17 protein-coding genes and 3 tRNA genes are annotated in these 13,161 nt (G+C 49.6%); 7 read left to right on the top strand and 13 right to left on the bottom strand.

Going from position 1 to position 13,161, the window contains the following annotated elements; all coding sequences use genetic code 11:
• Positions 1-52 precede the first annotated feature (52 nt).
• Both SBO83_RS02220 and SBO83_RS02215 read left to right on the top strand, forming a co-directional pair.
• Positions 53-817: an IclR family transcriptional regulator domain-containing protein gene (locus SBO83_RS02220; protein ID WP_396130317.1), complete on the top strand. Its 765-nt coding sequence runs from the start codon at positions 53-55 to the stop codon at positions 815-817.
• Positions 818-856: 39 nt separating this feature from the next.
• Entirely contained in the window at positions 857-1,309 is a 453-nt protein-coding gene (locus tag SBO83_RS02215) for a universal stress protein (RefSeq protein ID WP_396130316.1), read from the top strand.
• Between the two features lie 64 nt (positions 1,310-1,373).
• Here SBO83_RS02215 and SBO83_RS02210 read toward each other — a convergent pair whose 3' ends face one another.
• From SBO83_RS02210 to SBO83_RS02200, 3 genes are all read right to left on the bottom strand, one after another.
• Complete coding sequence (locus tag SBO83_RS02210; RefSeq protein ID WP_396130315.1) at positions 1,374-1,631, bottom strand: hypothetical protein; 258 nt, start codon at positions 1,629-1,631, stop codon at positions 1,374-1,376.
• A gap of 359 nt (positions 1,632-1,990) precedes the next feature.
• Entirely contained in the window at positions 1,991-2,332 is a 342-nt protein-coding gene (locus SBO83_RS02205) for a DUF2502 domain-containing protein (RefSeq protein ID WP_396130314.1), read from the bottom strand.
• A gap of 260 nt (positions 2,333-2,592) precedes the next feature.
• The gene (locus SBO83_RS02200; RefSeq protein ID WP_256594519.1) at positions 2,593-2,724 is read right to left on the bottom strand and encodes a hypothetical protein; all 132 of its coding nucleotides are present in this window, start codon (positions 2,722-2,724) and stop codon (positions 2,593-2,595) included.
• Positions 2,725-2,952: 228 nt separating this feature from the next.
• On the opposite strand from SBO83_RS02200, the gene SBO83_RS02195 reads away from it, so the two are divergent.
• Entirely contained in the window at positions 2,953-3,165 is a 213-nt protein-coding gene (locus tag SBO83_RS02195) for a YccJ family protein (RefSeq protein ID WP_034791438.1), read from the top strand.
• Between the two features lie 59 nt (positions 3,166-3,224).
• Here the strand turns inward: SBO83_RS02195 and SBO83_RS02190 are convergent, their stop codons facing one another.
• The gene (locus SBO83_RS02190; RefSeq protein ID WP_353502579.1) at positions 3,225-3,488 is read right to left on the bottom strand and encodes a hypothetical protein; all 264 of its coding nucleotides are present in this window, start codon (positions 3,486-3,488) and stop codon (positions 3,225-3,227) included.
• Between the two features lie 228 nt (positions 3,489-3,716).
• Positions 3,717-4,223 (bottom strand): YlaC family protein, encoded by a 507-nt coding sequence (locus tag SBO83_RS02185; protein ID WP_353502580.1) that lies wholly within the window; start codon positions 4,221-4,223, stop codon positions 3,717-3,719.
• A gap of 170 nt (positions 4,224-4,393) precedes the next feature.
• Here SBO83_RS02185 and SBO83_RS02180 point away from each other — a divergent pair, with 170 nt between their 5' ends.
• A complete protein-coding gene (locus SBO83_RS02180; RefSeq protein ID WP_353502581.1) occupies positions 4,394-4,870 on the top strand; it encodes a GyrI-like domain-containing protein in 477 nt (158 codons plus the stop codon).
• 6 nt (positions 4,871-4,876) lie between these two features.
• On the opposite strand, the gene deoR is transcribed toward SBO83_RS02180, so the two are convergent.
• Positions 4,877-5,641 carry a DNA-binding transcriptional repressor DeoR gene (deoR, locus tag SBO83_RS02175; RefSeq protein WP_396130313.1) on the bottom strand — a complete coding sequence of 255 codons (765 nt, stop codon included), beginning with the start codon at positions 5,639-5,641 and terminating at the stop codon, positions 4,877-4,879.
• Between the two features lie 95 nt (positions 5,642-5,736).
• Entirely contained in the window at positions 5,737-6,393 is a 657-nt protein-coding gene (locus SBO83_RS02170) for a metallophosphoesterase (RefSeq protein WP_396130917.1), read from the bottom strand.
• 283 nt (positions 6,394-6,676) lie between these two features.
• Between SBO83_RS02170 and SBO83_RS02165 the strand changes: the two genes are divergently transcribed.
• The 3 genes from SBO83_RS02165 to SBO83_RS02155 all read left to right on the top strand — a co-directional run bounded on the left by SBO83_RS02165 (position 6,677) and on the right by SBO83_RS02155 (position 9,017).
• Positions 6,677-6,943 (top strand): hypothetical protein, encoded by a 267-nt coding sequence (locus SBO83_RS02165; protein WP_396130312.1) that lies wholly within the window; start codon positions 6,677-6,679, stop codon positions 6,941-6,943.
• A 222-nt stretch (positions 6,944-7,165) separates the two neighbouring features.
• Entirely contained in the window at positions 7,166-8,668 is a 1,503-nt protein-coding gene (gene proP / locus SBO83_RS02160; protein ID WP_353502583.1) for a glycine betaine/L-proline transporter ProP, read from the top strand.
• A 169-nt stretch (positions 8,669-8,837) separates the two neighbouring features.
• A complete protein-coding gene (locus SBO83_RS02155) occupies positions 8,838-9,017 on the top strand; it encodes a DUF2158 domain-containing protein (protein ID WP_353502584.1) in 180 nt (59 codons plus the stop codon).
• A 149-nt stretch (positions 9,018-9,166) separates the two neighbouring features.
• On the opposite strand, the gene SBO83_RS02150 is transcribed toward SBO83_RS02155, so the two are convergent.
• The 6 genes from SBO83_RS02150 to uvrY form a co-directional block, all read right to left on the bottom strand.
• Positions 9,167-9,252, bottom strand: a tRNA-Leu gene (locus SBO83_RS02150).
• Between the two features lie 11 nt (positions 9,253-9,263).
• Positions 9,264-9,337, bottom strand: a tRNA-Cys gene (locus tag SBO83_RS02145).
• Between the two features lie 58 nt (positions 9,338-9,395).
• Positions 9,396-9,471, bottom strand: a tRNA-Gly gene (locus SBO83_RS02140).
• 147 nt (positions 9,472-9,618) lie between these two features.
• The gene (gene pgsA, locus SBO83_RS02135; protein WP_353502585.1) at positions 9,619-10,167 is read right to left on the bottom strand and encodes a CDP-diacylglycerol--glycerol-3-phosphate 3-phosphatidyltransferase; all 549 of its coding nucleotides are present in this window, start codon (positions 10,165-10,167) and stop codon (positions 9,619-9,621) included.
• A gap of 56 nt (positions 10,168-10,223) precedes the next feature.
• On the bottom strand, positions 10,224-12,059 hold the full coding sequence (gene uvrC / locus SBO83_RS02130) for an excinuclease ABC subunit UvrC (RefSeq protein WP_353502586.1): 1,836 nt from the start codon (positions 12,057-12,059) through the stop codon (positions 10,224-10,226).
• Complete coding sequence (gene uvrY / locus SBO83_RS02125) at positions 12,052-12,708, bottom strand: UvrY/SirA/GacA family response regulator transcription factor (RefSeq protein WP_034791453.1); 657 nt, start codon at positions 12,706-12,708, stop codon at positions 12,052-12,054. The genes uvrC and uvrY overlap by 8 nt, the downstream gene beginning before the upstream one ends.
• Between the last annotated feature and the right edge of the window lie 453 nt (positions 12,709-13,161).

Genomic DNA, 13,161 nt, shown 5'->3' with positions numbered 1-13,161 from the left:
ATTGGCAAAACTCGGCACGGCAAAAATTCGCCATGGATGAAAAGGACAAGTTATGAGTGATGACCATTCGGTCGATGAAGAGCGCAGTGGCGGTATTCAGGTCATTTCGCGCGCAGCAAAAATCCTTAATGCCTTAGGCAAGAACCCGCAGGGAATGAGCCTCGGCACCATCGCCAACGAAGTGCAGCTCCCCCGCTCGACGGTGCAACGCATTGTAGCGGCGCTGGCCGAAGAAGGTCTGGTGCGCTCGGAGGGCATGGCCGGTGTACGATTAGGCCCGACCCTGTTGCGGCTGGTGTCCACCGTGCATACGGATGTCATAGCTATCGCCTCCCCTTACCTCAAGCAGCTTAGCGACGATATTAATGAAACCGTCGCCCTGAGCCGCACCAGCGGCACCAAAATTGCCAATATTTACAACGTGGTGGCAGAGCGAGAACTGCGCGTGTCGCCGCGCGTAGGGCTGAACTTGCCTATCTACGGCACCTCGGCGGGCCGCGCCCTGCTGGCTTTGAAGACCGATGAGGAAATTCATAGCCTGCTCGGCGACACCTTTGAACCCGCCACTGAAAATACCGTACGCGACATTAAAAGCTTGTTAGCCAAGGTGGCCCGAGTGCGGGAAACCGGCGTTTCGACTGAAACCGGCGAAACGGTCGAGGGGATTTCCACTATGGCGGTTTCACTCGACACCATCCTTGGCCGCTACGCGGTATCCGTTATCTTGCCCACCGCGCGGTTGAGCAGCAAAGAAGACGAAATGCGCCAAGCCCTGCTGAATTGCAAAGCCGCGCTGCTCTGTGAAATCGGCAAGTAATTAGGCTATTTGGAAGGCAGTAGCAGAAGGAGAAATCAAATGTTTGACACCATTTTGCTGGCCATAGATGGCTCGAGGCAGACAGAGTATCTGGTGGAATTGGCCTGCACATTGGCGGCGGGCACGGCGGCAACGGTGTATGTCACCTGCTGTGTTGATGAGGCCTACGCGCTAAATAATCATCCACTGGCTGACCAACTGGCCGCCGACTACGCCCCGGCGAACTATGAAGAAGGCAGCGCGCAGGCGTTGGTCCAACACACCTTAGCCAAACTTCGGGCGCGGTCGGTCAACGCGGTGAGTAATATCATTGTCGGCACGCCGGAGGTGGCTCTGGTGGAAGAAGCGCGGATTAAAAATGCCTCAGTTATCTTGATGGGCCATCGCCATCAGTCGCTGTTTGGTCGATTACTCACGGGTTCGGTGAGTGCCGAAGTGATAGCCCATTCCCCCTGTCCGGTATTGGTGGAAGTTCGCGGCAATAAAGACTAACGCCAAAACTAAAAAAGCGCTCGGATGAGCGCTTTAGCATGGTAATCAATAGGTTAATTTGTTCTCAACACTTCAACACGCCCATCTCTCTAGCCCATAGGCTGATCTGCTCCCGGTAGATATAGGAAATTTCATTCTCTAATGGCTGAGTGCTAGAAGGAGTGATCATCGCCAGACACGGGTAGGCTACCGGTTTGCTCTCAAACAAGAAATCTTCCAGTTCTTCATCGGTCAACAGGCTTTCGCCATGTATGCCATCAAGACGGAAATAGGTTTTCATCATCCAGTTGCGGTATTCAAAATCGCTTTTAATCATAAACATGAGGATGTTCTCAATGTTGGGAATATCACCTACATGCCTCTTTCATTAGAGCAAATCATGAGGTGAGAAATAATCGAGCCATCCGTTGCTGATCTGTGCAACAGAAAATTAACAATATAGCGACCAACTAGCAAGCAACATTTACGCCCGAAATGAAAAATAAATTCTTTATATAACAAAGAATTATGCACACACATCAATTAATAAACAGCATGAATTATTGAAAGAGAAACATATCGATTATGTTGCAAAGTAGATCTAAAGCGCCAAAAGAAGAAGAACAGAATTGACGTTACAAATGCCGCAGCATTCCCACCGCCAACCCTGTTCTCAAATTCTTGAATGACAAAGAGATAATATTACCAGCGTCCTGGAGGCGGCCCTTCATGCCAGTAACCCGGAGGAGGCCCACGGTGCCAATAACCAGGAGGAGGCCCCTCACGCCAATAGTGATCGTGATGCCAATAACGCGTCGGCGGCGCTGGCTCGTAGTACACCCAGTGACCATAGCCATTGTCGCGATAGTGGTGGTCCCACCAGCCTGGATCACGCCAGCCACCGCCGTCCCAGTAATAACCCCGGTTATCACGATCGCCAATGTGCAAAGAGACGCCTGGAACATTTATGCCTATCTCAACGTTGGCATGAGCGAGAGCCGGTAAACTCAGCATGACAGCGAGAACTAACACTATTTTTTTCATTCGAAACCTCACGACCTGCTTATCAGGTAGGTTCAAATTACTGCCAGCTATCTTACTGTTCTATAGGAATTTATCCCATTTACTCAGCCCTCACACTCTCCTTACATTTGCATCAAAAACGACATAAAAAGCCTTTTCGCAAGGCTATAACACACAAGGGATATTTCACTTTCTGCTGTAAATTTCAGCCATAAAAAAAACCGCCGAGGCGGTTCTTTTATTGATATGTAAAGCAGATGTTTTGCGGCTTGGGGCTGAAATTAAATCTTGCAGCCTTCGCAGTCACTTTCATCCTGAACCACTTCAGGCACGGCAGAGGCCTTTTCGGCTGCTTTCTCTTCCGCTTTTTCTAATGCTGCATCAATGTCAAAATCAAAAATATCGTCGCTCATTCTCTTCACCTTAAATTATCAAAAGCCCGTTGAGTATAAACCACGGCCATAAATGACGCTCCTCTTTCTCAGCTCGCGGGCACATTTTGTCACCACATATAGTGCCTACCGACGGCAAAAACACCATGATGGACGTTTTGTGAGCGAACAGGTTTGCTTACCCCGCCATCGCCTACCATAGTTAAAGGGAGAGCTATTTTTAGTTTAAGCAAACCACGGGAGTGACAAATGACCACATCAAATATCAAAGCCTGGGCCAACACGCGTGAAACGTCACATGAGATTGCTGAAGCCATTTTCGAGCTAGCGGACAACGATGAAGTGCTGGCACAGAAGATTTGGGAAGAAGGTAATGATGAAGTTCTGCCTATCGCTTTCGCAAAAACCAAGGAAGATCACTTGTTCTGGGGAGAGGAGAAGATTGATCGTAAAAACGTCTAACTGGCGTTGAAAAGCTGGAGACATCACCCTGAGCTTTGCGCTCAGGGTTAAAGCATAGCTTAGCTGTCGAAGCCAAACCCCATCTGGTGCGCCCACTCAAACACCTGCTCCTTATAGACGAAGCGAGGCTCGCAAACGCCCGGCTGGCCCGGCGTTTGGATCATGACGGCGATACAGGGATAAGCCACCGGGCGCGCGTCGAAGATAAAATCATCAACTTCTTGATCAGCGAATTCAGAGGCTTCGCTCACCGCACTGACCTGAAAGATTTCTTCGATGATCCAGTTACGATATTCAAATTCATTGTTGATAAACGTCATCATACGCCCCCTTAAATGTCGATCTCTGCTTATTCTACCCGTGATCTCGCCATAACTCACCCCGGTGAGGCGATCAGGGCACATTTGGACACGCCATTCGGGCGTAAAAAGCAGCGCGCCAGACAGCAAAAAGCTGAGCTAACCTGCCTGAATACCCAGTGGGTAATTATCTAAGACAGGTAAAACTCAGCTTATCAGAACCGCAGCAATGAGGTCAGAAGCAGTAAAAATTTAATGTGCGGCCTGCGCCGTGGTCGTGCCAGCAAACTGTAACTTGTCCTGACGCGCCAGGTCGTAAACGTCGTAGAAATCTATTGCCCCTTTATTACGCACGATAGCTTCGATCCGGTTTTTAATTCGCGCACTCACCTCGTTAGACGCCAGCAACTGCTGAACCGCATCCTCTGAAATTTCGCGGCTGAAATACCATTCACCGTTATAGCAAACCCGCAGGTCAAGCACGCCGATATCTTCGTAACGATAAGTGGGTTTGATTTCCATCAGCAGCATTGCTGACATAAAGAGTAAAAATGCGGTGAAACCGATAAACCAACCGAGGCCCATATAGGGTGAAACGTACATCACCACCCCTACCAGAATATAACCAGCGAGCATAGCAAGGCACAGCCACGGGTGGTTGACGAAGAACTCGCTGTTGATTCTTGGCTTGCCGTCGCGACCTTCCAGACGGTTGATGCGCTCGATTTCACTATTTAATACATTTTTGATCACGTCCATCTCATAACCTCACGACAGGTACGACTATAATGCAAACTGATGACCTGATTTTATCATGGTCACTGTTATAGCACGTAGAGCAGTTATCTTCTGTTCCGGTTGAAACTGTTATACCCCAACCCCCTTCTAAAAGGACTCAACTCACTGGCATGTAACACAAGGAGTCAATCATGGCATTTATGATAGTCGAAAGACCGGCTAAAAAATTGGTTAGTTATCGGGTTATTGGCCCGTACGAAAAGTCTATTAAGGAAGGGTTTCGCCACTTAATGGACTGGACGGAACGCCATCATCAGAAGCATCTTGAGTGGTTAACCCTGTTCCATGACGACCCGGAGAAGACGCCGGCAGAGCAGCTTCGCGCAGACCCTTCAGTCTGCGTGGCGGATAATTTTATTCTTGATGATGCCGAAGGGCTTTGCCTGCAAACCTTGCCGGGCGGCACTTACGCGGCTTATCACACCACCATTGTGGACGGCAATTTCGCCAAAGCGTGGCAGGACTTCTATTACCACCACATTGCCGAAAGCGGCTACCGCGCCGATGGTAAAGCCTGTTTTGAGCACTACTTAAACGACGGCACGGCAAACGGAATTTGGGAGGTGGTATTTTACCAGCACGTCGAGAAGATCCCGACCATTCGCTGATCCCCCTTAAACCACCAGCTCAACGTCTGCGTCATGGCAAAAATCGATGAAAGCCTGGGAAGGCAGAGCATCGGTAATTAACATATTGAATCGAGCTAAAGGTGCGATCGCCGCAGGTCGCACCCGATCAAACTTACTGCTATCCGCTACCAGAATGTTCTGTTCGGACTTCTCCATCGCCTGATGTTTCATCAGCAACTCATCGAAGTTAAAACAGCTCACGCCATGTTGAATGCTGACCCCTGCCGCCGAGATAAAGGCCTTGTTCGGGCGAATATAGTCCAGCTCGTTGCTGCGGCCAATAGGCGTATAAATGCTGTTGCTGGCTTTAAACACTCCGCCGCATAAAATCACTTCGCAATGGGGCTTCTCCTGCAATGCCAAAAAGGTATTGAGAGAGTAACAAACGGCGGTAAAAACGCGCTCTTCGGGAATACTTTCAATGATATAGGGCGTGGTGGTGCCACAATCAAAAAACACCGTATCGTCGTTCTCCACCAAGGCCGCCGCCAGCTCGCCCAAACGACGCTTCTCCTCAACCTGACGCATCTTTTGTTCACTAACGAAGTAGTGCGTCGCCGGGCTATTCTTCGGATCAATCACGATATAGCCGCCCAACAGGATGACTGGCGCAGGCGCGGAGTTCAGGTCGCGGCGGATAGTCATTTCTGACACATCCAGCAACCGTGCGGCCTCTTTCAGATGAATTTTGTCGGCTTTTTTTAACGCCAGCAACAGGCGGTGGATACGGTCTTCGCGCTTATTTTCCATGATGTAATTTTATTTGTTCCCCTGCTCAGGCTGGCAGCCACTATACCGTTGCCCCGTGTTCACGGCAAACCACCGCCCCGCGCGGCGCCTGATCGCTATTGGATTTGTTGCAGCGTGAGGTATCCGCCGAAGACCGCGCCCGTGTCAATATAATGCTGGTTGGCATACACCATAGGGTGCTCCACCGGCGTGTGGCCGAAATAGAACGCCTTGGCGCCCGTGATTTCAGTAAAACGCCCGGCAAGGGCATGGTTTATGCGATCGCGATTCCAGATAACCTCGTAACCATCCATCGGCTTGCCAAATTCATAGCGATCGGAAAGATAATCCGCGTGGGCCACAACGATATTGCCTGACTCCGTATTCACTTCCAGCACGTGAGGCAGCTCATCGGTCAGCTTGATGAGACGCCGGGCCTCCTGCTCTTGCGCACCTTCCAGCGCGTAAAACCACTCACCGCCGTTTCTCAACCAGCGCTCTATATTGGTTTCATGCAGAGCATCAATGGCCATTTGCTCATGATTGCCGCGCACGCAGGCAAACCAAGGCTCTTCGATCAGTTTTAAGCACCCCATAATGTCAGGACCGCGATCCACCAGATCCCCCACGGAAAGCAGCAGATCGCTGGCAGCGTCAAAGCGCACGCGGGCAAGCTGATCCTCCAACATTGAGAGACAGCCATGCAGATCGCCCACCACATAAATGTGGCGATACTCGGCACCTTCAATGCGCTGATAAATAATCGGGGTCATAGTTTTCAAGGCCAATCCATTATTATGGGTAATCTTTGAGTGTAACTGATCGGCATGTAACTGATGAATAGCCCAGCGATAGGAAATATTTTCACGCGTTTATTGGCCTTTTTTAACAACGCTGGAAACAGCCAAATGGCGCTGTATCAAGGCATACGGCTGAAACTCAGAATTGCCCTACACGTTGTCGCGCCGAAAATCCACTAATAAAAAAATTTCCGTGAAGTAATTGACGCCTTTTCGCGCTATACTGTGGCCCGCTCGGAGTAAAACCGGAGGTTTTATGAGTTCCACAGAAACAAACACTCGTGATGAGTGCCCTTTGTGCCAAAGCACCAATAAGACGTCGGTTAACCTGTCGGCGAAAATCGTTACCGTGACCTGCACCTCTTGTGGCCGCTACAGTATTTTCCGCAAGACCATGGAAGAGATCTCGATAGACCGTAAGAAACGCGTAGCGTTACAGGCTTTCTTTACCAGCCAGCCTAACTACCATCTGCCTTTGTCCATCAGAGCGCTGAGCAATACTGATACATCGGGTGAAATCTAACCCTAAAAACGCCCCTCGGGGCTGTTTTGACCCTCTTCTGCTGCCCTTCCCCTGCAATACTTAACTCAAATTCATTTTGTGCTGCGACTGTTCACAAAATAGTCGCTCTTTGCACAAGCTTACAAAAGCGTCCTATAATGATTTGAAAAATCTAAAAAGTAGTTAGCAGCTCAATATCTCACGCTTTGCACCGTGGAGTTATTTGAACAAAGGACGTAATAAATGAGATTAAGAAAAAAACGCGTTAAACCGATGCAAATCAATGATATTACTATCATTGACGATACAAAATTGAAAAAAGCCATCACCGCCGCTGCGTTGGGTAACGCGATGGAATGGTTCGATTTCGGTGTTTATGGCTTTGTTGCTTTCGCATTAGGACAGGTGTTCTTCCCTGGTGCAGATCCCGGCATTCAGATGATCGCGGCATTGGCCACGTTCTCGGTTCCTTTCCTTGTTAGACCTCTGGGCGGTCTTTTCTTTGGGGCTTTAGGTGATAAGTTTGGTCGCCAGAAAGTCCTGTCGATCACCATTATCATCATGTCGGTCAGTACCTTCTGTATCGGCTTAATACCGGGCTACGCCACTATTGGTATCTGGGCGCCGATTCTGCTGCTATTAGCAAAACTGGCACAGGGCTTCTCGGTGGGTGGTGAATACACCGGCGCAGCTATCTTTGTTTCCGAATACTCTCCAGACAGAAAGCGTGGCTTCCTGGGCAGCTGGCTGGACTTCGGTTCCATCGCCGGTTTCGTCTTAGGTGCCGGTGTCGTTATCCTGATTTCCAGCATCGTCGGCGAGCAGAACTTCCTCGACTGGGGCTGGCGTATTCCGTTCTTCATCGCCGCACCGCTGGGCCTGATTGGTATCTACTTGCGCCACGCTTTGGAAGAAACCCCAACCTTCCAGCAGCACGTTGATAAGATGGATACCGACTCGCGCAACAACATTGCCGAGCCGCCGAAGGTCTCTTTCCGTGAAATCTTCACCAAGCAGTGGAAAAGCCTGATTGTCTGCGTAGGTATCGTTATTACCACCAACGTCACCTACTATATGCTGTTGACCTACATGCCGAGCTATCTGTCACACAGCCTGCACTACTCTGAAGACCACGGCGTATTGATCATCATCGCTATCATGGTCGGGATGCTGTTTGTGCAGCCGTTCATCGGTATGCTGAGTGATAAAATTGGTCGTAAACCCTTTATCATCACCGGCAGTATTGGCCTGTTTATTCTGGCGATCCCAAGCTTCATTTTGATTAACAGTGGCGTGATTGGCCTGATTTTCTGTGGTTTGCTGATGTTGGCGGTGCTGCTGAACTGTTTCATCGGCGTCATGGCGTCCACGCTGCCAGCGATGTTCCCAACCAATATTCGCTATAGCGCACTGGCCATCGCCTTTAATATTTCCATTATGGTAGCGGGTATCACTCCAACCTTCGCAGCATGGCTGGTAGAGTCCACTCAGAACCTCTATATGCCTGCCTACTACCTGATGACGGTGTCGGTGATTGGTCTGGTTACGGGCGTGTTCATGAAGGAAACGGCTAACCGCCCACTAAAAGGGGCAACGCCTGCGGCGTCTGACAAAGCAGAGGCTAAAGAGATCCTGCAAGAACACCACGACAATATTGAGCAGAAAATCGAAGATATTGATGCTCAGATTGCCGAACTCGAGACTAAGCGTAAAAATCTTATCGCACAGCACCCTGAGATTAATTAATCCCACGACGGGTTGATGTGTACTCCAAGCCGGTCAGTGTAAGCTGACCGGCTTTTCTATGGCTGCTCCCCTTCCCCACTCCATCTCAGTTAAAGATTCAGCGCTGGTAGGCGTGGATTGTCCTATGATAAATCCTGATATTGTGAAGAGCTATAACCAAGGAGACACCATGTTTAAGCCACAAGACGTTGTGCAATCAAAGACCGGCGGGCCAAAAATGATCGTGACCGCGGTTGAGGGAAATACGCTGCTTTGCGTGCGAGCAGACGACAGCGCCAAGAAAGAGATCAGCGTGCAGGCTGACTCCGTCAACCTGTACCACGAAGACGGCGATTTTGGCGTGTGCTGATTACCCATGAAGAAGCGCATTGGATCTCTTGTCGATTCAATGCGTTATTTGCAGATGATTAGGTGAATTTTAGGCATAAAAAAACCACCCGAAGGTGGCTATAACGACATTACTACATATTGCTTTTGATTATTCAGCTAATTTTCCCATGGTACCCGGGACGAGACTTGAACTCGTACAGCCTAAGGCCGAGGGATTTTAAATCCCTTGTGTCTACCGATTCCACCACCCGGGCTCCGGGAAAATTGGAGGCGCGTTCCGGAGTCGAACCGGACTAGACGGATTTGCAATCCGCTACATAACCGCTTTGTTAACGCGCCTTTAATTCTTACTACTAATCTTGCACTTAAACAGATATCTGAACCTGTTTAATAAATTTGGAGCGGGAAACGAGACTCGAACTCGCGACCCCGACCTTGGCAAGGTCGTGCTCTACCAACTGAGCTATTCCCGCAATAATCAGAACTTGCTGATTTTTTTAGCTATCTTCAGGCTTGCACTTGGCTGCCGTCTGATGCGATGCATTCTACTTACCTGACGCAATGAGTCAATAAAATTATCCACACATAACGATCGTTTGACGTTTTTTAACTCAGTTTGATCAGGGTTCCAGCAAATCGTGGCGCGCAGCGTTCAAATATTGGAACATTGACCAGAAAGTCAGCACCGCGGCAATGTACAAAGCACCGACGCCAACCCAAATAACGATGGCATCAGGACGCCAAAGCAGCGCCACCAGCGATAACATCTGCGCGGTAGTTTTCACTTTGCCAATCCAAGAAACCGCCACGCTGCTGCGTTTACCAATTTCAGCCATCCACTCGCGCAGCGCCGAAATGATGATCTCACGAGCAATCATGGTTGCCGCAGGCAGGGTTATCCACCAGGCGTGGAAGTATTCGGCCACCAGCACCAGCGCCATCGCCACCATGACTTTATCAGCCACAGGGTCGAGGAAGGCACCAAAACGCGTGGTCTGCTTCCAGCGGCGAGCCAGATAACCATCAAACCAGTCGGTGATGGCCGCAAAAACGAAGATCAGCGCGCAGGCCATAGGTGCCCAGACATAGGGCAAATAGAACGCCAGCACGAAAAACGGGATAAGTACAACGCGAAACAGGGTGAGGCACGTCGGTATATTAAATTGCATGGCGTAGGTAACTGTCTGTCTTGTGTGGTTATTATGAGTATGTTGCTACATCGCTCTTAGGGTTTCAACGCATTATGGATCTTTTCTGCCAATGCGTGAGAAATACCCGGCACCTGTGCAATTTCCTCAATACTGGCATTCAACAATGGCTGAATGCCCCCCATGTATTTCAGTAAAACTTGCCGACGTTTCGGGCCGACGCCTTCTATCTCTTCTAATGCACTGGTATTGCGGACTTTAGCCCGTTTCTGCCGGTGGCCGGTGATCGCATGATTATGAGAATCATCGCGAATATGTTGAATAAGGTGCAGCGCCGGCGAGTCAGAAGGCAGTGAAATCCCCTCGCCTTCTGGCACAAAGAACAGCGTCTCTAAGCCCGCTTTACGGTCAGCGCCTTTGGCGATACCAATCAGCAGCGGCTTGGATTTATCCCAGTCCACGTCGAGAGAAGCAAAAACGTCTTTTGCCATGCCCAACTGGCCTTTACCGCCATCGATAAAGATCACGTCAGGAATTTTTTTCTCTTCGAGCGATTTGCCATAACGGCGGCTCAGTACCTGCGCCATCGCCGCGTAATCATCGCCCGGCGTGATGCCGGTAATGTTATAGCGGCGATATTCGGAGCGTAATGGGCCATTAGCATCGAAAACGACACAAGACGCCACGGTCTGCTCGCCCATAGTATGGCTGATATCGAAGCATTCCATACGGTTAATTTCCGACAGATGCAGCGTTTTGGCCAATTCAGCCATGCGCTGATGGATAGTCGACTGTTGGGCTAATTTGGTGGTGAGCGCGGTCGAAGCGTTGGTACGGGCCAATTTCAAATAGCGCGCGCGGTCGCCGCGCGGTTTGCTCTGAATCTGCACCTTGCGGCCAGCAAGCTCGCTGAGCGACTCCGCCAACAAATCTTTTTCCGGCAGAGTGAAGTCGAGCAGGATTTCCCCCGGCAGAGTGCGCGACTGGCTGCCCTGCAGATAGAACTGGCCGACGAAGGTTTGCACCACTTCGGCTAAATCGGTGCCGCCCGGCACTTTCGGGTAGTAACTGCGGCTACCCAATACTTTGCCTTGGCGAATAAACAGCACGTGCAGACAGGCCATGCCGGACTCGAAGGAGACACCGATGACGTCCAAATCTTCGCTGTTACCCGACACAAATTGCCGTTCAGTCACGCGACGCACTGCCTGAATCTGGTCGCGAATGCGCCCAGCTTCTTCAAAATGTAATGCCTTGCTGGCCTCTTCCATTCTGGCAATCAGCTGGGTTAACACTTGCTGATCTTTGCCAGCCAAGAATAAACGCACGTATTCGACCTGTGCTTTGTACTCTTCTTCGCTGACCAAGCCTTTGACGCAAGGGCCAAGGCAGCGGCCAATTTGATATTGCAAACAGGGGCGCGAACGGTTGCGATAAACGCTGTTTTCACATTGGCGAATTGGGAAAAGTTTTTGTAGCAGAGCCAAAGACTCGCGCACGGCGTAGGAGTTGGGGAAAGGACCAAAATACTCGCCCTTGGCGTGCTTAGCTCCGCGATGAATGGAGAGGCGCGGATGATTATCAGCACTTAAGAAAATTAGCGGATAAGATTTATCATCGCGTAGCAGCACGTTGTAGCGAGGCTGATAGAGCTTGATGTAGTTATGCTCGAGCAGCAGCGCTTCGGTTTCGGTATGGGTGACGGTGACGTCAATTTGGGCGATATTTTTGACCAGAGTTTCGGTTTTGCGACTGGAAACCTGGACGCGGAAGTAGCTGGAAAGACGTTTTTTCAGGTCTTTTGCTTTGCCGACATAAATAACGGTGCCGCTGGCGTCGTACATCCTGTAGACGCCCGGTTGGCTGGTGACCGTTTTTAGAAAGGCTTTTGGGTCGAATCGCTCATCACTCACTGCCAGACAAAGTCTCCGCGTTAAACAAACCGTGCCGGATAGCAAGGTGGGTCAATTCAACATCACCGCTGATATTCAATTTACTAAACATCCGATAACGATAACTGTTAACGGTCTTCGGACTCAAGCTAAGTTGCTCCGAAATTTCATTCACCTTCTGACCCTTGGTGATCATCAACATAATCTGCAACTCACGCTCGGAAAGGCTGTCGAACGGCGTTTCTGACTGAGGTTCAATCTGGCTAAGGGCCATCTGCTGAGCGATATCAGAGGCGATGTAACGTTGGCCGGAATCAACTAAGCGAATCGCATTCACCACTTCTTGTGGCGCAGCGCCTTTGCTCAGATAGCCGGAAGCCCCCGCCTGCATCACTTTGGCTGGCAGTGGATTCTCAGTGTAGATAGTCAACATGATTATCTTAATATCTGGAGAAAAGCGGACGATTTTTTTGGTCGCTTCTAACCCGCCGATCCCCGGCATATTCATATCCATCAAAACAATATCAACATCATTGCTGCGACACCACTTCACGGCGTCCTCGCCACACTGGGCTTCACCCACAACTTTGATGCCTTTGATGTCTTCCAGAATGCGTCGGATCCCTGCGCGCACCAATTCGTGGTCATCAACAAGAAGAACGCTAATCAAAGAGAATTCTCCAAAAATAAAGGCGACACACAGTCATGTTTCATGGCTTGTCGGCAGGCGATATTACGTTATGCACGTCAATAAAGAACTTTGGACAGCTTGTAAACCAAGAGAGTGCAGCATTAACAGGTCTAATATGGAGCTGCTGACCTGGCTGTCAGACATTGACAGCGGATATAAATAAAACCTCAGAAATGTATGCTAATTTAATTAACAGCGACATTTTACTCCATACACCTGCGCTTGACCACGGAATGTCTGTAAAAAAATGCGAGATAGCATGTAAAAACAAGATGCCATCTTCGCCAGCAACATTTCAACAAAAAATCGATAAAAATCAACAAGAAAAAATCCACCCTCACCATTAAAACAATAAGGTGTAAAACATTAACCAGCCATAGACAGTGAATCTAAGTGCGGTAAAAATTAACGCTCAATTAAACAACATGGCTT

It is taken from the genome of Ewingella allii, assembly GCF_044430645.1.
Classification (GTDB): Bacteria; Pseudomonadota; Gammaproteobacteria; order Enterobacterales; family Enterobacteriaceae; genus Ewingella; species Ewingella allii.
Note: the sequence above shows the minus strand (reverse complement) of the source record. Positions and strands in the feature narration are given on the sequence as shown.